Annotated in this window: 16 protein-coding genes; 15 read left to right on the plus strand and 1 reads right to left on the minus strand. The window is 37.8% G+C overall.

The window, feature by feature from the left end:
• The first annotated feature begins 674 nt into the window (after window positions 1-674).
• The 14 genes from AAHB15_RS11310 to AAHB15_RS11375 all read left to right on the plus strand — a co-directional run bounded on the left by AAHB15_RS11310 (window position 675) and on the right by AAHB15_RS11375 (window position 18,299).
• The gene (locus tag AAHB15_RS11310) at window positions 675-1,697 is read left to right on the plus strand and encodes a Gfo/Idh/MocA family oxidoreductase (RefSeq protein WP_335572091.1); all 1,023 of its coding nucleotides are present in this window, start codon (window positions 675-677) and stop codon (window positions 1,695-1,697) included.
• 76 nt (window positions 1,698-1,773) lie between these two features.
• On the plus strand, window positions 1,774-2,799 hold the full coding sequence (locus tag AAHB15_RS11315) for a LacI family DNA-binding transcriptional regulator (RefSeq protein ID WP_335572092.1): 1,026 nt from the start codon (window positions 1,774-1,776) through the stop codon (window positions 2,797-2,799).
• Window positions 2,800-3,018: 219 nt separating this feature from the next.
• On the plus strand, window positions 3,019-4,467 hold the full coding sequence (locus tag AAHB15_RS11320) for a sugar porter family MFS transporter (protein ID WP_335572093.1): 1,449 nt from the start codon (window positions 3,019-3,021) through the stop codon (window positions 4,465-4,467).
• Window positions 4,468-4,612: 145 nt separating this feature from the next.
• Window positions 4,613-5,440, plus strand: coding sequence for a sugar phosphate isomerase/epimerase family protein (locus AAHB15_RS11325; protein WP_335572094.1), 828 nt, complete (start codon window positions 4,613-4,615; stop codon window positions 5,438-5,440).
• A 472-nt stretch (window positions 5,441-5,912) separates the two neighbouring features.
• Window positions 5,913-7,421, plus strand: a complete 1,509-nt coding sequence (locus tag AAHB15_RS11330) for a sugar ABC transporter ATP-binding protein (protein ID WP_335572095.1) — start codon at window positions 5,913-5,915, stop codon at window positions 7,419-7,421.
• 4 nt (window positions 7,422-7,425) lie between these two features.
• On the plus strand, window positions 7,426-8,442 hold the full coding sequence (locus AAHB15_RS11335; protein WP_335572096.1) for an ABC transporter permease: 1,017 nt from the start codon (window positions 7,426-7,428) through the stop codon (window positions 8,440-8,442).
• 91 nt (window positions 8,443-8,533) lie between these two features.
• Window positions 8,534-9,532 (plus strand): sugar ABC transporter substrate-binding protein, encoded by a 999-nt coding sequence (locus AAHB15_RS11340; protein ID WP_342042403.1) that lies wholly within the window; start codon window positions 8,534-8,536, stop codon window positions 9,530-9,532.
• Between the two features lie 157 nt (window positions 9,533-9,689).
• A complete protein-coding gene (locus AAHB15_RS11345) occupies window positions 9,690-10,697 on the plus strand; it encodes a LacI family DNA-binding transcriptional regulator (protein ID WP_335572098.1) in 1,008 nt (335 codons plus the stop codon).
• Window positions 10,698-10,777: 80 nt separating this feature from the next.
• Window positions 10,778-11,797: an inositol 2-dehydrogenase gene (gene iolG, locus AAHB15_RS11350; RefSeq protein ID WP_335572099.1), complete on the plus strand. Its 1,020-nt coding sequence runs from the start codon at window positions 10,778-10,780 to the stop codon at window positions 11,795-11,797.
• Window positions 11,798-11,916: 119 nt separating this feature from the next.
• Complete coding sequence (gene iolE / locus AAHB15_RS11355) at window positions 11,917-12,813, plus strand: myo-inosose-2 dehydratase (RefSeq protein WP_342042404.1); 897 nt, start codon at window positions 11,917-11,919, stop codon at window positions 12,811-12,813.
• Between the two features lie 547 nt (window positions 12,814-13,360).
• Window positions 13,361-14,389, plus strand: coding sequence for a LacI family DNA-binding transcriptional regulator (locus tag AAHB15_RS11360; protein ID WP_335572101.1), 1,029 nt, complete (start codon window positions 13,361-13,363; stop codon window positions 14,387-14,389).
• A 320-nt stretch (window positions 14,390-14,709) separates the two neighbouring features.
• Entirely contained in the window at window positions 14,710-16,140 is a 1,431-nt protein-coding gene (locus AAHB15_RS11365; protein WP_335572102.1) for a sugar porter family MFS transporter, read from the plus strand.
• Window positions 16,141-16,304: 164 nt separating this feature from the next.
• Entirely contained in the window at window positions 16,305-17,327 is a 1,023-nt protein-coding gene (locus tag AAHB15_RS11370) for a Gfo/Idh/MocA family protein (RefSeq protein ID WP_335572103.1), read from the plus strand.
• A gap of 30 nt (window positions 17,328-17,357) precedes the next feature.
• Window positions 17,358-18,299, plus strand: a complete 942-nt coding sequence (locus tag AAHB15_RS11375; RefSeq protein WP_335572104.1) for a sugar phosphate isomerase/epimerase family protein — start codon at window positions 17,358-17,360, stop codon at window positions 18,297-18,299.
• A 159-nt stretch (window positions 18,300-18,458) separates the two neighbouring features.
• On the opposite strand, the gene AAHB15_RS11380 is transcribed toward AAHB15_RS11375, so the two are convergent.
• The gene (locus tag AAHB15_RS11380; RefSeq protein ID WP_342042405.1) at window positions 18,459-18,605 is read right to left on the minus strand and encodes a hypothetical protein; all 147 of its coding nucleotides are present in this window, start codon (window positions 18,603-18,605) and stop codon (window positions 18,459-18,461) included.
• Window positions 18,606-18,972: 367 nt separating this feature from the next.
• Here AAHB15_RS11380 and AAHB15_RS11385 point away from each other — a divergent pair, with 367 nt between their 5' ends.
• Window positions 18,973-19,833 (plus strand): AraC family transcriptional regulator, encoded by an 861-nt coding sequence (locus AAHB15_RS11385; RefSeq protein ID WP_335574498.1) that lies wholly within the window; start codon window positions 18,973-18,975, stop codon window positions 19,831-19,833.
• Window positions 19,834-19,853 lie beyond the last annotated feature (20 nt).

Below are 19,853 nucleotides of genomic sequence, written 5' to 3' on the forward strand. Positions count from 1 at the left end.
TGTCCTTGTATTTTAAAGAAATTAGGATGGAGAGTTTATGAAATATATTGATGTAATTTATGGTGGAAGAGAATATTTATTGTTATTCGAGTACGCTTCCTGTTATTATGAAATACAAGAAAAAAACAATCAATACAATATTAAATTAGTACATGTTTGCGAATTAGAACAACTTGTCCGGCTAGATTTTTAATAATTTGAACAACGTAATGTAGTAAAAAATAGATTCGAATTGATAAGGGATACAAAGTTAAAAAGCTTTGTATCTTTTTTTTATAACGATAATGGCAAGAAAGGAGAGTAGTGTGTGTATATTGAGGAAAGAACTTTCCTAAAAGTGAGTCCTCGAAAAAAAGATATACTCTTTAAAAAAACGCCTTAAATCCGGTGTTGTTTAATTTCTTTCCCATCATTGCAGGTAAAGCATATGATGTCTCGAAGTATAAAAGTAATGAAACTTTTAAAAGAGAAGACCAATATTGCATGGATAATGCTCAAGAACAGCCTTTTTGCTTTAAGTGTCTAGTAAGCTACTAATCCCAAATTGAATTTCAAAAATATTCATAAAAATAAAATAAAAGTGATTGACGATTTTAATGTAAGTGATTACAATAAAAATAAGTAAGGAAAGAACTTTCCTAAATTAATTATTGGAATGATGAGGTGTGATTGGAATGAGTCAATTAAAGGTTGGGTTATTAGGTGCTGGCAGAATGGGGGCTTTTCACGGAGAAAGTATAGCAAAACGAATACCAGATGCTATTTTATATGCGGTAGCAGATCCATTTCCTGGTGCTGCAGAAAAATTTGCAAATGAATTAGGATTAAATATAAAAACGTATACTGATCCACTTGAAATGATGCAGGACCCAAATGTAGATGCAGTTATTATCGCTTCACCAGCACGAACACATGCAAGTAATGTTATTGCCGCTGCAAAAAACGGAAAAGCTGTTTTTTGTGAAAAACCAATGGCTATAACATTAGAAGAAGCTGATGAAGTTCTTCAAGTTGTTAAGGAAATGAAAGTGCCATTACAAGTTGGATTTAACCGTCGCTTTTCAAAAGGCTTCAAAAGCGCGCATGAAGAAATCGTTGACGGAAAAATTGGTACACCACAATTATTGCGCTCTTTAACGAGAGATCCAGCATTAGGTAATCCAAATAAACCTGAGTGGACTATTTTTTTGGAAACACTTATTCATGATTTTGATACACTTTTATACCTAAATCCAAATGCAAAACCAGTTGAAGTATTTGTAATGGCTGATGCCCTTGTAGCACCAGAATTTAAAGATAAAGGTTTACTCGATACAGCTGTTGTAAGCATTCGATTTGATAATGGCGCTATTGCTGTTGCAGAAGCAAACTTCCAAGCATTGTATGGGTATGATGTCCGTGGGGAAGTTTTTGGTTCTGAAGGAATGGTACAGGTGGGAAGCATTCGCGAATCAAGTATGACTAGGTATACAAAAGAGGGAGCGAGTTATAATACTTTGCGCTACGATCAGGACTTGCTTTTTGATGCTTATGTAGATGAATTAAAAGATTTTGTTGATGCAGTAAAGAACAATAAACCGACTTCCGTTACTGGAGAAGATGCCCGTTCTGCATTGTTAATTGCTCTTGCATGTATAGAATCGTATAAGGAGAAAAAGCCAATTAAAGTAGAAAATGATGTTTTAATTACCGTTTGAATGGATAAAAATTGCCCTTTTTCCTAATAACTTTGTTTATAATGAGAAATAGAAATTGGGGAAAGGGAGATTAGCGTTGAAGCCAACCATTTATGATGTTGCAAAAAAAGCAGATGTTTCTATATCTACTGTATCAAAGGTACTAAACGGAACGGGAAGTATCAGTGAAAAGACTAGGAAACGAATTTGGGAAGTAATTGATGAATTACAGTTTCAGCCAAGTATTGCTTCTTCCGTTAAAAAGGCAATGAAAACAATCGGTTTGTTGATTCCTGATATTTCTAATCCATTTATGGCTGAAGTGACAAGAGCAATTGAGGACAACGGTCGTAAAAAAGGGTTTAATGTCATTATATGCAGCACTGATAATGACAGTACCAAAGAAGATGAATATATTTCCATGTTGAAACAAAAGTATGTTGATGGAATGATTATTGCAACTGGTTTAAAAAATAGGCGCGCTTTTCAACAATTAATAGAGGGGGATATTCCAGTTGTCATGCTTTCGCGTGATGTTCCTAATTTACCCATTCATATAGTAATGGTAGACGATTTTCAGGGTGGGTATGAAGCTGGTACATATTTAGCAAAGTTAGGCCATCGGGAAATAGCCATGATCGTAGAAAACATCAATATTCCTTCCATAAAAAACAGGGTAAAGGGATTTAAAGAAGGATTAATAGATTCTGGGCTATCTTCTGATGATTTAACCATCCTATATAGTTCCTTAGATTTGGATGAAAGTGGACAGGTATGCTTGAATTTATTGAAAAGTCAAGAAAACAGGCCTACAGCCATTTTTGTTTCGACAGAATTACTTGCTTTTGGTGTTTTCCGTGCAGCAAGAACTCTAAAGATACAAATCCCTAATGAGTTATCTATCGTTGGATTTGATAATAGTATTTTGGCAAAACTTAGTGACCCGCCATTAACGACTATCGCTCAACCGATAGAAGAAATGGGAGCCAAAGCAGTAGAGTTGCTTGTTGATGAAATTACCAATAAGAAAGAACGATCAAATAAAGTGATGCAACGGGTAGTTATGTCTCCGCTCTTGATTGTTCGTGATTCAACGGCTCCAATTTCTAAGAACGAAAGATAAGCTCTTCTCCATTTTCTAGGAATGATGTCAGTTTCACATCAGAACAGGATTTCATTCCAATCTACATAGAAAAGGGAGATGCCTTAATAGAATTCTGTAAGCGCTATATAGATTGAAAATTAATTTCAGTTTAATATTAGGATTTTTTGTATCTTAGAGGGATTTTACAGTTGTTTTTCCCAAGAGTTAATCACTTATTAATATAAGGGGAATTTTTAAATGGAGAATATTTCAAATACGGGTGTACCATTGGATCATTTTAAGAAAAAGAACCCAAAAAAGTTTTTGAAATTAATTACCACTGTATCAACGTTTGGGGGGCTATTATTCGGATACGATACAGGAGTTATGAATGGTTCACTCCCATTTATGGCAAAGCCCGAACAATTAAATCTTACCCCTCTTACAGAAGGGCTTGTAGCAAGTTCTCTAACGTTAGGAGCTGCCTTTGGTTCAATAGTGGGAGGACAGTTATCAGATCGAAAAGGGCGCAGAAGTCTAATACTGTATCTTGCTATTATATTTTTATTTGCAACAATGGGTTGTGTTACTGCACCAAATGCAACAGTAATGATTATTTTTCGCTTCATTCTAGGCCTTGCTGTAGGCGGTTCTTCGGTAATCATACCATCCTATCTTTCGGAAATGTCTCCGTCGGAACATCGGGGCAGGATGGTTACACGAAATGAATTAATGATTGTTACTGGGCAATTTCTAGCTTATGTATTTAACGCCATTATTGGAAATGCCTTTGGTGATACAGGACATGTTTGGCGTTATATGTTAGTTGTTGCAACCTTACCGGCAGTGGCATTATGGTTTGGAGTCGCTGTTCTACCAGAAAGTCCCAGGTGGTTAGCCTCAAAAGGAAAAATGGCTGAAGCACTGAAGGTCCTGAAAATGATTCGTAATGAGGGTATTGCACAACAAGAACTAAATGAAATAAAAGCACATATTCAAGAATCGCAAAAAGTAGAAAAAGCATCACTAAAAGAATTAAGGGTACCTTGGGTTCGATATATGGTAGGAATAGGGGTTGTAGTTGGGTCAGTTGCTCAGTTGGTAGGAATAAATTCTATTATGTATTATGGAACTCAAATTCTAGAAAATGCTGGTTTTGGAACCAAGACAGCTTTGATTGCAAACGTAGCAAATGGATTAATTGCCGTTATTGCTGTTATCGTTGGTATGTCCCTTCTTAACAAAGTGAATAGACGGACGATGCTGCTTATAGGTTTTACTGGTGTTACGGTGGTTCTAATAGCGATTGGGTTTACTAATATTGCGCTAACTGATTCACCGATTTTACCATTTATCGTATTAACATTGACAGTAACGTACTTAGCCTTTTTTCAAGGGTTTATTGGACCTTTAGGATGGCTCGTAATAGCTGAAATTGCCCCAGTTCGTCTTCGTGGTCTTAGTATGGGGATTGCTACATGCTCCCAATGGATTTGTAATTTTCTAGTGGGACTATTTTTCCCTACTCTTTTAAGTATACTCGGACTGTCAGGAACATTTTTCTTATTTGCTGCGTTTGGATTCATTGGGATATTATTTGTTGCGAAAAACTTGCCAGAGACAAGAGGGCTGACATTGGAACAAATAGAGGATGAGTTTAGAGATAAATATGATTTAAATCAGAGTAAGGTTAGTAAGATTGGTTAAAAACTGTTAATAAATGTGAGTATCCGGGTGTTTTGTATTTTCAAGTACTAGAGTCTATATAAAATTCAGCCTATTTTGAAAATAGTAGAGTACTAGACTCTATAAAAGAAATATTAAATAAAATTAGTAACTAGGAGGAAGTAAAATGAGTAGAGAATATGGTTTATGTTTATGGACTTTTGGTGATATTTCTGTTGAAGAAAAGTGTAAAGTAGCTAAGGATATTGGTGTAAATGGTGTAGAAGTTCAAGGTGATCTTACGCAAGATCCAGAGGAGCTTGCAAATATCTTGTCTAGATACGGGTTAAAGGTATTATCTGTTACACCTGATAATGTCGATATTTCCAGTGAAAATGAAGGTATAAGGCTAGAGGCAGTGGGTTACTTTTTAAATCTATTGGATTGGGCTAACGATTTAGGTGCAAAACGAATTTGTTTACATGGCGATGTGGGAAAAATAGCCGGAAGCGGAGATCTTGCAAAGGATTGGGAGCTTCTTGTTGAAAGTTCCAAGGTAGTGATGAAGAAAGCCGAAGCTTTAAATATCGAAGTAGTGTTCGAAGTGTTAAATCGCTATGAAAACCATCAAATTATTACAAATCAAGAGGCCATGAAACTACTCGATTCTGTTGATAGTCCGAATTTATCTATTCTTTTAGATGCTTATCATATGAATATTGAGGAGGCAGACCCTATTGATGCATTAAGAAAAGCAGGAAGTAAGTTAGGAGTTTATCATGTGGCTGACTCTAATCGTCAAGCTGTTGGAAATGGCCATTCCAATATAAAAGGCCAAGTTGAAGCATTACATGAAATCAATTATACTGGGCCAATCATTATGGAGATGACTGCGGAAGGTCCAAATCCTTTTACAGCAGTTAAAGGACCAGATTATCTTCAGGTTCTGACCGATTACTATAAAACTTCATTAGAAAAACTAAAGGCATGGGATACTTCGAAAGTAGAAATATAATCATTAAATCGCTACAAGTTAACCATCATATCTCCAAGTATAATTGGTTATAGTATCAAGAGTTAAGCGAAATAACACTGATTTTATGATTTTATGTTAAAAATATAAAAAAATTTGGGTTAATTTTGAAAAATAAGAATTGTAATTTCCAATAGAAGTAGGTTACAATATAAGCAATAGGAAAGCGCTTACCCTAATTGGAATAAAAGGAATAATAAAATGGTGGAATTACAGAAAATTCACTGGGATATTTTAGCACAGTTGGCATTGCCTATATCCAACTGGTTCCGCCTTTAATCTGTTCAGATCGCAGATTATGACTGCAGTGTGATTAAAAATCCTAACATCTTAGCAAAGATTAAAAAATTGTTTCTTACTTGAAAAATGATAAAACCATTATCTCGTTTGGGTAAGCGCTTTACCAACAAACTATTAAAAGCTAAAATGTATAATTGCAGAAAGGAGACCATATATGGTTGTACGTGCAGGGAGCCTCCTTGAAATTAAAGGAATTAAGAAAAGTTTTGCTCAAAACCATGTATTAAAGGGAATCGATCTTGACGTAAAACCGGGTGAAGTACATGTTCTGCTGGGGGAAAACGGTGCAGGAAAATCTACTTTAATCAAGATTCTAACAGGCGTGCATCAAAAGGACGCAGGAGAAATCTATTGGGAAGGGAACGTGGTAACACTAAATAACCCAGTTGATTCCATGAAACTAGGCATTGCCACCATTTATCAAGAATTGAATGTAATTCCTGAACTGAAAGTCTACGAAAATATCTTTCTTGGCAGAGAATTAAAACACGGCGGAAAAATGTCCTTGCTTAACCATAAAGCAATGCGCAAAGAGGCGGAGCATTGCTTGGAGATGCTTGGCCAAAGCCCGAAACTTGCAGATAAACAACTGGGAACATTGGGTATTGGTCAGCAGCAGTTAGTTGAAATTGCAAAAGCAATCACGTTAGATGCCAAATTAATTATTATGGATGAGCCTACATCCAGTTTAAGCGCCCAGGAAGTAGAACAGCTCTATAAAGTGGTCGAAGAGCTTAAGAAAAAAGGCATCGCCATTATCTTTATTTCCCATCGCCTTGAGGAGATTAAACACCTTGGCGATCGGATAACCATTCTTCGGGATGGATTTAAAATCGAAACCTTACCAGTTAAAACTACTGATAGTGATTACTGGATTGAACTGATGGTGGGACGATCATTAGATGAAAAGTTTCCGAAGCAGTCCTTTACCCTTGGAAAAGAGGGCTTTCGTGTTGAAGATTTAATCGTAGCAGGCACGACAGAACCAGTTAATTTTTCAATCCATTATGGGGAAATTGTTGGAATCTCTGGACTTGTAGGAGCAGGCCGTACAGAATTGGCCAGATCTATTTTCGGTGTTGACCACCATAAAGGCGGGAAGGTCTTTATTGATGGTCAGGAAATGAAGATCAAATCTCCACGCGACGCCATAAACGCAGGGATCGCTTTTATTACAGAGGATCGCAAAAGTGAAGGTCTACTGCTCGACATGACGCTTGACTTTAATATTGCTATAGCGAATATGGACAAATTTAAAGGCAGTACAGGTTTGCTGGATGTAAAAGGAATGCGCAAGGAAGCACAAAAGTATGTAAAAGAGTTAAAAATTCGTCCTGGTAACATTGAACTTAACTCCAGGAACTTGAGTGGCGGAAATCAGCAAAAGGTTGTTATTGCCAAGTGGTTATGCACACATGCGAAGGTATTTATCTTTGATGAACCGACAAGAGGGATAGACGTAGGGGCGAAAGTTGAGGTTTATCGCTTGATGAATCAATTGGTTGAAAACGGTTCCATCGTGTTAATGATTTCTTCGGACCTTCCTGAAATTCTCGGGATGTGTGATCGAGTGCTGGTAATGAGTGAAGGAAAATTAACTGCAAATTTACCGATTGAAGAGGCTTCGCAGGATCGAATAATGAAAGCAGCTACAGGGGGATGAGAAAATGAGTCAAGTTCAATTAGTGACAGAATCAGAAAAGAATCTTTCAGTGAACACAGATCCAAAAGAAAAGATCACTTTAAAGAAAGTAATTGGTAAGCTGGGACCTCTATTAGCTCTTGTCATCTTGATTGTCATCCTGACCTCCCTATCAGATAAGTTTTTAACCGTAAATAACCTTATGAATATTGCTAGTCAATCATCCATTAATGCATTAATGGGGCTTGGGATGCTTTTAGCAATCTTAACAGCAGGGATTGACTTGTCAGTTGGTGCAATTCTTGCCGTTTCGATCATGTTAATGGGGATCATTACCGTTAACCTGCATATGAACCCATTTATTGGTATGATCGTTTGTCTTGGTGTAGGGACTTTATTAGGATGGGTAAACGGAGTGTTATTAACGAAGCTGCATTTACCGCACCCGTTTATCTCTACGCTCGGTACACAATTCATCGGCCGCGGAATTGCTCTTATTGTAACCGCAGCCGCACCGATTGCCGGTTTCCCGGCTGCCATTCAATTTGCCGGAAATCAATTTGTTGGTCCAATTCCGGTGAGCTTTCTTCTTGTCATTGTTGTTTATGTACTGTTTCACATTTTCCTTACAAGGTCAAAGACAGGCCGCTATATTTATGCAATCGGGGGCAATAAGGAAGCCGCCCGTCTGTCTGGGATAAACGTCGACCGAGTGCTGATGATCGTTTATTCACTTAGTGGTTTGATGGCGGGACTTGCGGGATTGGTAATGGTAGGGCAAGTTAACTCGGCATTCCCTCTTGCAGGACTAAACTATGAAACGAATGCCATTGCAGCTGTTATTATTGGCGGCGCCAGCTTTTTTGGCGGGGTTGGTACAGTTTCCGGCACATTAATCGGGGCACTAGTCATTGCTGTTCTTCAGAACGGCCTTAACCTTCTTAACGTTTCCGCAGATGCTCAACTTGCGGTAATCGGATTGGTTATCATAGCGGCAGTGTACGTTGACGTTCTTCGTCAACGCAAAAGTAAGAAAAACTAATTCAGTGTGTGAAAGTTGATTCCAAAAAATATCATCAAAGACTAATGCTCGGGAGAATACGATTTCTAACTTAAATTTTAAGGGGGCAGAAATGATGAAAAAACTTAGCGGGATTTTAATGATGAGTGTATTAGGGGCCGGATTAGTAATGGGGGGATGCAGTAATTCGGCTTCTTCTGGGACAAGCAAGACTGCTTCTGGTTCTAATAAGTCTGCTTCAAATGAAGAAGTAAAGGTCTCTGTTGTTCTTAAAGCTTTAAATAGTGAATACTGGAAGCTGGTTCAGCGTGGTGCAATGGATGCGGGTAAAAAAGATGGAGTTACTGTAGAAGTAATGGGGCCTAGTGCTGAAACGGATGTACAAAAACAAGTTACGCTGATTCAAGATCAAATTACCAATAACGTTAATGCTTTGGTAGTTGCACCTAGCCAACCTGCTACCGTACTTAATGTTCTTCAACAGGCCAATAGAAATAAGATTCCTGTCATTTTGGCAGATACAGATGCAAACTATGCTAATAAAGTTAGTTTCGTAGGAACAGGAAACTTAGTGGCTGGTCAAGAAGGTGGAAAATACATGGCCAATAAACTTCATAAAGGAGATAAGGTAGCCATCATTCGTGGAGCTTTAGGTGATAAAACCCACGATGACCGGAGTAATGGAGCAGAAAAAGCCCTGAAAGCAGCTGGTATTAATGTCGTGACGATTCAACCTGCTGATAGTGACAGAGCGAAAGCGATGAATGTAATGCAAAATATTCTTCAATCAAATCCTAAAATTAAAGCAGTATTCGTAACAAGTGAGGATATGGCATTAGGTGCATTACGTGCTGTTCAATCAAAAAACAGCAAAGTAAAGGTTGTTGGGTTCGACGGAACATCAGAGGGACTAAATTCGATTAAGGCAGGCGGGCTGGATGCTGAGGTAGCCCAGGATCCGTATAAGATTGGTTATATGGCGGTAGATGCAGCGGTTAAAGCGATTCATGGAAAGTCAGTTGACAAACGGATTGATTCCGGTGCTAACGTGATTACTAAAGAAAATGTGGATGAGTCACTTTCTAAGATTAAACAATATGTAGGTAATTAATGGCTAATGTGATTTCAAAAATGTTTTTGAAAGCTTAAAGATAAAACAGGAAATTTGTTTTATAAAAGAGATTCCAACATAGCATCGCATTCCCTGTTAATCCTTTGTGGTAAAATAATATCAACATAAGGATTTTGGAAAGGGAGTTTGGAGCAAAATGAAGCCTACGATCTATGATGTAGCTGAAAAGGCAGGAGTCTCGATTGCAACCGTTTCCAAGGTAATTAACGATACAGGTCGTATTAGTGAGGAAACGAGAAATAAAGTTCTGAAAATAATGGGTGAGCTTGAATATCAGCCAAGCAGTGTTGCTGCGGCATTAACAGGTAAAAAAACCTTTACAATAGGTGTACTTGTTCCTGATATTTCAAATGCCTTTTTTGCCGAAGTTGCCCGTGCGTTGGAAAACAACGCCAGGGAAATGGGCTATTCCATTATTTTGTGCAGTACCGATTACCAGATTGAACGCGAACATGATTATTTAGAATTACTACAAAAAAAACAGGTTGACGGGATTATTATTGCGACAGAGCCTGAAGATTGGAAGGCTTATAAAAGTCTTCAAAAAAGGGCTATACCGCATTTAATGTTTTCTGTTGACAGCCTCCGTTTTTCATCACATATTGTAACAACGGATGATGTACGAGGGGGATATATGGCAGGAAGGTACCTCCTTGATATGGGGCATAGAGAAGTTGCTATAATCGCAGAGCAAAACCGGGCCAGCGGCAGAATGCGCCTTGAAGGCTTTAAAAAATCCCTCACTGATGAAGGGGTTGTCTTAAAGGATGAATGGACTTTGAATGCTATGTCTAAATTAGACGATGCAAAAGCTGCAGCAAGGAAGATATTGCAATTGGAGAATAGGCCGACAGCAGTGTTTGCTTCAACAGATTTAATTGCGGCAATTTTCATCAAGGAAGCACGAAAAGCACATATCCACATACCAAATGATCTATCAATAGTTGGCTTTGATAATTCGATTTACGCGGAATTAACCGAACCCGGCTTAACGACAATTGCACAGCCAAAGCAGGAGTTGGCAAAATTTGCGATGGATCAGCTTTTAAAGCTAATAAAAGACCCAAAGATTCCGCAGCAGCGAATTATGCTTTCACCTAGGTTGGTCGAACGTAAATCTGTAAGAAACTTAAAGAATCTTTAATGACGCTGATTGATATTTCGGCGTGCGGATAGGGTAAGCGCTTAACCAAACATTACGTTAAATAAATAGGAGGAATCACAATGTCATCATTAACAGTAGGAGTAATTGGCGCAGGCCGGATTGGAAAATTACATGTAGACAACTTAAAAAAAGTCCAACAAATTCGCATTAAAAGTGTTTCAGATGTTTTTATAGATCACCTTGAATCATGGGCAAAAGAAAAACAAATTGAGGTTTTAACATCTGATTATCACGAACTGCTAAATGATCCGGAAATTCAAGCCGTTTTCATTTGTTCACCAACCAATACTCACGCAACAATCATTAAAGAAGCCGCACTTGCCGGCAAAGATATCTTCTGTGAAAAACCAGTAAGTTTTTCAGTAGAAGAAACAGAGGAAGCATTGGCAGTTGTTGAAAAAGCCGGGGTAAAGCTGCAAATTGGTTTTAACCGCCGCTATGATCCGAATTTCCGGAGAATTCAAACACTTGTCAAAGATGGTCAAATTGGTCAGCCACACATTTTACGAATTACTTCCCGTGACCCGGAGCCGCCAGGTGTTGACTATGTGAAAGCTTCAGGTGGATTGTTTATGGATATGATGATTCATGATTTCGATATGGCCCGCTATGTAATAGGTAGTGAAGTTGTAGAAGTATCAGCAGCAGGGGCAGTCCTTGTTAACCCGGCAATTGGCGATGCAGGTGATATTGATACCGCTATCGTAACTTTAAGATTTGCCAATGGAGCTCTTGGAGTCATTGATAACAGCCGCCAAGCAGTATACGGTTATGATCAGCGCCTTGAAGTTTTTGGTGCCAAAGGGGCAGCACAAGCTGATAACAATCGTCCTACTACTGTTGAAGTTTCAACAGCAGAAAGTGTTACGAAAGATAAGCCGCTTTATTTTTTCCTAGAGCGTTACACTCAAGCGTATATCGATGAAGTGTCAGAATTTGCTTCTGCTATTCTTGAAAATAGAGAAATCACTTGTACAGGTTTTGATGGTTTACAAGCACAAAAAATCGCGAGGGCCGCAAAAGAATCGCTTGAAAAGGGTGTTCCTGTTCAGTTGAAGCAGAGTGTACCAGTAGTTTAATAGAAATGAAGGCACTGGTTACTAAGTAACAAGAAAATAAAAGGGAAAGGGTAGGCGGAAATAGGTCTGCCTCTTCTCTTTTTTCATTTTGAAAAAATACTTTGATGGAGGAAGATAGGATGTTTAATGAAAATCAAGTAAAGTTAGCGATTGCCCCGATAGGCTGGACGAACGATGATATGCCTGAACTCGGCAGCGAAGCTACCTTCGAGCAATGCATAAGCGAAATGGCGCTTTCCGGTTTTTCGGGAAGTGAAGTGGGAAACAAGTATCCGCGAGACACAGAGGTTTTAAAAAAGGCACTTTCTTTAAGAGGATTAGAGATTGCAAGTGCTTGGTTTAGTTCCTTTTTAACATCAAAGCCATTTGAAGTAACTGAAAAAGCTTTTTTAGAACACCGCAATTTTCTTCATGAAATGGGTGCAAAAGTAATTGTTGTCTCAGAACAAGGCAACAGCATCCAAGGCCAAATGGAAACACCGCTATTTGCAAATAAACCTGTTAATTCTGAAGAAGAATGGAAGCTCTTATTGGAAGGGCTGACTCACCTTGGCGACCTGGCGGCTGAAAAAGGCATGAAAGTTGTCTACCACCACCACATGGGGACAGGCGTGCAAACCACAACAGAAATCGACCGTTTAATGGAAGGAACCGACCCTGAAAAAGTATCCCTTCTTTACGATACAGGTCATCTTGTATTCTCTGGCGAAGATCACCTGGCAGTGTTAAAAAAATACGTTGATCGGATCCATCACGTTCACTTAAAGGATGTCCGTTTGGAAGTTGTGGAAAGAGTACATAGTGAAAAAATGAGCTTTTTGCAGGCTGTAAAATCAGGGGTCTTCACCGTACCAGGAGACGGCGTCATTGATTTCAAACCGGTATTTAAGGTGCTAAGCGAAGCAAACTATAAAGGCTGGTTTGTAGTCGAGGCGGAACAGGATCCGGCAATTGCCAATCCATTTGAATATGCAGTGAAAGCAAGGAACTACATCCGGGAAACAGCCGGGCTGTAAAGGAAAGAACGGTACAATAAGAAGTTAAGATCTGGGGAAGAACTCTTAAAGGGTTCTTCTCCAAAAAGTGCAAAATGAGCTTAGAACTGTAGTTTTGGAGCAGGTCTGGAAAAGTAAACACAATAAATATAATATAGTTACATTTTTCTTTGATACTGGGTAACCCTTTAGAGATTTAGTTAATATTTTAGAAGAAAATAATAAAATTTTTTAGTGAATGTTGAAACAACTATTGACTGAAAACGCTTTTAATATTAATATTTACTCATAAGTTATTCAATAGTTAACCAATGGAACTGGGGATAGCTTTAAACTAGTTGAAAGGGAGGGATCGACTAAAAAGATAAAGGAATTTACTACTTTCCGCGCAGCCAAATTGTAAACAAGGGAACTTCTAAAAATGATTTATCCCAATTGTATTCAGTAACATGGACAAAAAGTGAACTCTTTATTGATTTTATAGACTGAATAGTATAAACTATAATTCAAAACGCATACGTATGCGTAGTCTAATAAAAATAGATCATAAAGAGGCGAAAATGCTATTATGGCAATCACCACGAAAGATATTGCAAAAATGGCGAATGTGAGTCAATCTACTGTCTCCAGATGTTTAAATGACAGTCCCATGATTTCAGAGAAAACCAAGAGAAAAGTTTGGAAAATCGCACAAGAGCATGGCTTTCAATTTAATGCTAATGCAAGAAGCTTAAGTGCGAATAAAACCAATACGATAGGTGTCATTTTACCTAAAAGTTTATTTGGACAGGGTATAGAAGTGTACTTTAGCTCATGGCAGAATGAAATTATCGAAACTCTTGAACAGATGCAAATGGATGTTATTAGCTCATTTTTTGAGAATAGGTTTACAGAACAAAATAATATCGAAAGATTCATTGCTGCAAAGAAAGTAGATGGACTGATTATTATGGAGCCGTCTTTAGATGATAAATCCATAGAAGCACTAGAAAAAATGGAAGTCCCTTTCATATTCTGCAAGTATTTACCACCCTTTTATAAAACAAAGGATGTAGATTTTGTTTGTGTTGACCAGTATAAAGGTGGGTATATTGCGGGTGATCACTTAATTAAACTTGGTCATAGGAACATCATGTGTTTGTCAGCTAATATCAGCGGCAGTGAGTTTGAACAACGGACTGAAGGCTTTAAAGCAGCGTTCAGAGATCATCATCTCCAGTATGATGGTGATAAATTATTTTATGGGGACACGACTTTCCATTCGGGTTACCGCTTGATAAAGGAAAATATGGATATTTTAAAAGATGTGACAGCCATTTTTGCTCAGAATGATTTGATGGCACTGGGGGCAATCTCGGCATTGAAGGAACTGGAAATAAAGGTTCCTAATGAGATAGCCGTTATAGGATTTGATGATATTGAGTTATGTACTTTCTATAAACCATATCTATCAACCATCCATCAACCTATAAAAGAAATTGCCACACTTACATGTAAATTGTTATTAGAGAAATTAAATTCAACATCCACCATGAAACAAAAACTAGAAATTAGTCCTACATTAGTTATCAGAGATTCTTGCGGAGGAAAAGTCTAACTTACTCCTTTTTCTTTCTTAAAAATGCAAGCGTATGCATAAACCTAAGATTCTTTAGAAGATGAAAATTAGTAACTTACTATTTTTTTAGGAGCTAAATGCAATCGTATGCATTAAACGAGGATAAATAGAAGGATATCTATGAAAATTAGTAAAATATCTTGATTAAATTAACCGTTTTTTTAAATCAAAAATGCAAGCGTATGCGTAAAAAACCTTTTTAAAAAATCAATGAAATTGAGCCTAAGGAGACTCAAGGAATTATACATAAATGGCTCGGAAGTTCATTTTTAACATTAAAATGTGGGGGAGAAATATTTATGGCAAATCAGGTAACTGAGAAGGGGCGTACTCCAAAGGCTTTTTTACGAATCATTACTTTAATATCGACATTCGGGGGACTGCTGTTTGGTTATGATACCGGTGTAATCAACGGTGCACTTCCATATATGGCGAAACCCGACCAGCTCAATCTTAATCCGTTAACAGAAGGACTTGTTACGAGTTCACTTCTTTTCGGAGCGGCGCTTGGGGCAGTGTTTGGCGGTAGGCTGTCAGATCGTAACGGCCGACGAAAGAATATTCTTAGTCTGGCATTATTATTCTTTATTGCAGCGCTAGGATGTACCTTTTCACCCAATGCAGGTATTATGCTTGTTTTTCGTTTTCTACTTGGCCTGGCTGTCGGAGGAGCCTCCGTTACAGTCCCAACCTTTTTAGCAGAAATGGCACCAGTCGAACGGCGGGGCAGGTTGGTTACTCAGAACGAGTTAATGATTGTTACTGGCCAATTTCTAGCATTCGCGCTTAATGCCACCATTGCTTCAACACTAGGAGAAAATGATCACGTTTGGCGTTACATGCTAGTAGTAGCATCACTTCCGGCAGTTGTCCTCTGGTTTGGAATGCTAATAGTACCTGAAAGCCCACGCTGGCTGGCATCACAAGGAAAAATGGGGGAAGCTTTACGTGTTCTCCAACAAGTACGTGAAGAAAACAGGGCCCAAGCAGAATTGCAAGAAATTAAAGCTGCAATTGCTACAGAATCTGAAATTCAGAAAGCAACAATGAAAGATTTGGGAGTGCCTTGGGTGCGACGCATAGTTGTTCTTGGGATTGGAATTGCCATGTCGTCACAACTTACAGGCGTCAATTCGATTATGTATTATGGTTCTGAAATTCTGAAAGAAGCGGGGTTTGCTACAAAGGCAGCTCTTATCGGTAATGTAGCTAATGGGGTAATCTCGGTATTGGCAACTTTCGTTGGAATTTGGCTGCTTGGAAAAGTGGGACGTCGATCCATGATGCTGAGTGGGTTAACTGGAACAACAACGGTACTTTTACTTATTGGAGTGTTTTCTTCCCTTCTGAAAGGGAATGCATCCCTTCCATATGTAATACTTTCCCTGACCGTCACGTTTCTAGCGATCATGCAAGGAGCCATTGGACCGGTATTATGGGTTTCACTTTCAGAGATATTCCCGTTAAGACTGAGAGGCCTCGGCATGGGGATCAGCGTTTTCTTTCTCTGGATAACCAATTTCGTAATTGGTCTCTTGTTCCCAATTTTAATCGAAAAAGTTGGCTTATCAGGAACATTCTATGCTTTCTCGGCAGTAGGGTTGGTATCAATTACTTTTATTTGGAAAATGATGCCAGAAACAAAAGGACGCTCTCTTGAGGAGATTGAAAGTTACTTCCGCACCTATGATGAAGTTCATGCTGATGAGAAAGTTGCAGCATCAAAATAACAACTTCTGTTGTCTAAAAAGAAAAAAGGCGAGTTACATATAAATATGTATGCGTCTACAAAATCTTGTGTTTTATAGATTGCTAACTTTCCTATAAAAATACTAGTGAGATTTTTATAGGAAAGTGCTTAATTTAAGAAAATTATTAATAAGGAGTGTTTATTGTGGAATTAAAGATTGGTGTTATTGGTACAGGTGCAATTGGGATGGATCATATTCGAAGACTTACATATAAAACAAAGGGAGCAAAGGTGGTTGCAGTCTCTGATATTAATGTGGAAAGAGCGCAACAAATTGCTCAAGAAGTTGGTGCTAAATTTGTAGCAACTGGAGAAGAGCTAATCCAATTACCTGAGGTTGATGCAGTAGTCGTTACCTCTTGGGATCCAACACATGAGGGTTATGTCTTAGAAGCTATAAAAAATAAAAAATATGTATTTTGTGAAAAACCTTTAGCTGTTGAAGTGGAGGGCTGTAAAAGAATCGTTGATGAAGAAATAAAACTAGGTAAAAAATTAGTTCAAGTAGGATATATGAGAAGATATGATCAAGGATACGAAGAAATTAAAGAAATGCTTGATAGCAGAAAGCTTGGAGAAGTACTAATGCTTCACTGTGCTCACCGAAATCCTGGCGTTGATGAAAGCTATACTACACCTATGGCAGTTGAAAATTCAGTTGTTCATGAAATTGATGTATTAAGATGGTTACTGAAAGAGGACTATGTAGCGGCACAAGTGATTTTGCCAAAAAGAACATCAAGTGCACATAAGGACTTACATGATCCTCAGATTGTCATTTTAGAAACAGAGTCGGGCATCCATATTGATATTGAAATCTTTGTAAATTGCCATTACGGCTATGATATTAAATGTGAAGTAATGTGTGAAGAAGGAATGGTATCTCTAACCGATCCAGCTTTCTCAAGCGTCCGGACGGAGGGGAAGGATTTTACAAAAGTATCATCCGATTGGAAAGATCGCTTTGTAAAGGCATATGATAGAGAGTTTCAGCTTTGGGTTGATTCCGTGAAAGCAGATGAATTAAATGGACCTAATGCTTGGGATGGATATGTGGCGGCGATTACTTCTACGGCTTGTTCAAAGGCAAGAGATACGGGGGAACGTGTACAAATTCAACTGGATGAATGTCCAGCTTTATATAAAAATAGCTTAGTTTTGGCATAACAATAAACTAGATTGAGAGAGGTTTTTAACATGAGATTGTCATATGTAACGGATAGCTTAGGCCATTTGCCTTTTGAAAAAATGTTGGATACGGTAGCTGAAATGGGGATTGATACCATTGAGATGACAACAGGAGGCTGGTCACCGGCTCCACATTTGCGTTTAAATGAATTGCTAGAAAGTGAAGCAAAAAGAAGTGAATTTTTAGGTGAATTAGAAAAGCGGAATATTAAGCTTTGCGCATTGAATTGTTCCGGGAATCCTTTAGATCCAGGTGAACTTGGCAAAGAGCACAGAGAAGTAACAGAAAAAACAATGGAATTAGCTGGTTTACTTGGTGTGAAGAAGGTCATTATGATGAGCGGTCTGCCGGCAGGAAGCCCGGAAGATAAAATTCCTAACTGGATTACTTATACAGTCAGCTGGCCCCCAGTATTAAAAGAGATTTTGGATTATCAATGGAATGAAGTAGCTATCCCATATTGGAAAGAGTTAGTGAAAAAGGCTGAATCATGCGGTGTCGAAAAAATTGCCCTTGAAAATTTCAGCTCGCAACTAGTCTATAATCCAGCAACATTATTTAGATTGCAGAATGCAGTCGGACCTATGGTTGGCTTGAATTTAGACCCAAGCCATTTAATTTGGATGGGTGCAGATCCAATTATTGCAGCAAGAGAATTAGGAGCTGCCATTCACCATGTTCACGGCAAAGATGTAAGACTTGAAAGACATTTATCTGCAATTAATGGCGTATTGGAAACAAAAGAAGTTACGGATACAGCAAATAGGGCATGGAATTATGTGGCCGTCGGCTGCGGTCGAGATTTGCAATGGTGGAAAGAATTCTTCTCTGTTGTTCGCATGATGGGGTATAACGGTGAAGTTTCACTTGAAATGGAAGATCTGACAATGTCCGGTGAGGCAGGAATCAGAACATCAGTTGATGCTTTAAAACAAACTCTTAGTTATTGAGATTAACATTTATTTCTTCCAGTTAGATGGAATTATTAAAATTCACTTACACCTAAAAAAGTAGAGATGACATGACATCTCTACTTTTTTAGGTGGGATTCCATTATGTCAAGGTAGTTATGTTATTTTATTTTAGCTTTCATCTATAGAATATGTTTTTTATAGTCTTTGTAAAATGAGATTATTTTTTTTGCCTAAAGCAGACATACTTTCATAAAAAGTGATTCGTGCATTTCCATATTGATCCATAGAATCTTTAAAAGATTGCATTGTATGTTCAATGAATTTCATTATTCTTTTCATCATGATTCCTCCCTGGGAATTACTTTGGTTTAATTTAATATTGTACCTCGTGAGTCCCTTTAGCAATCATGATGAAAACGAAAACATGTACGAAAAAAACGCTGACATTCATAATGAAAGCGTTTAAATGTGAATTATTCTCAATATTTCTCTTTTTTTTATTTGTTCAATAAGGGCTTTGGTGAAAAGATGGGGTTAAGTATAAAAGGACTCAGGGAGGCCGTTAAATTTTTGAAGAAGAGCAGAGTGATAAAATAAGTTGTCATTTGTGATATTCATCGTTTAAAGTCTAGTTAGAAGGTAATTAAAACTTTGGGTTAACAGTCTCATTTATAAAGAAAGCTACAGCAATGTTTTAGGAGGAATCATAATGACTCAGTATTTTGTAAAAAAGGACTTTAATCCAACATTCGAAAATGGTTCAGTCCCTAAATTGCTCTATATTTGTAATGTTGATCCTACTCACACAAGCTTACCTAGAACGATGCATATGCACAACGATCTATTGGAAATCATTTTTATAAAAGAGGGAAATGGCAGTCATTTGATTGGTGAACGGCAATATAAAACCCTTAAAGGTGATATTTTAATATATAATGAAGGCGTTCTTCACGATGAATATGGGAATCCGGAGACAAATATGAGCGTTTTTTGTTTAGGTATTACAAATGTGAAACTCGCTGGGTTACCAAAAAATCATTTAGTTTCAAAGGAAGCTTCCTACGTTTTGCGTAGTGGAGAGGGCGCTTCCAATATTGATTCATTGTTAGAAATGATGTATTCACAAATTTCCGAGGGAAAAACTGGAGCAGAGGAAATATGCAGTTATCTGCTTCGTGCTATTATTGCCCATATTTTACAAATCCCTCAGGAAAACCACGTATTATCAAAATCCGAAGAATCATTATTATCAAACAATATCAAGGCCTATATTGATGAACATTATCTGGAGGAAATTTCATTGAATTCTCTTTCAGAAACACTTCACATAAGTCACTATTATTTGGCACATGTTTTCAAGGAATCGACTGGTTTTTCTCCGATTCAATATATTATTCGACGTCGAATTGGGGAAGCACAGTCATTACTTATTAACACAAACGAAAGTGTTACAAATATTGCTGGTATTGTTGGCTACGATAATACCAGCTACTTTACGACCCTCTTTTCTAAAACAGTCGGCATGTCTCCCAAAAAATACCGACAGCTATGGATTAAAAAAGAACAGTAGAAACTCAGTCTATTCAAATA

It is taken from the genome of Bacillus sp. OTU2372 (assembly GCF_038440275.1).
GTDB classification, from domain to species: Bacteria; Bacillota; Bacilli; order Bacillales; family Cytobacillaceae; genus Neobacillus; species Neobacillus bataviensis_B.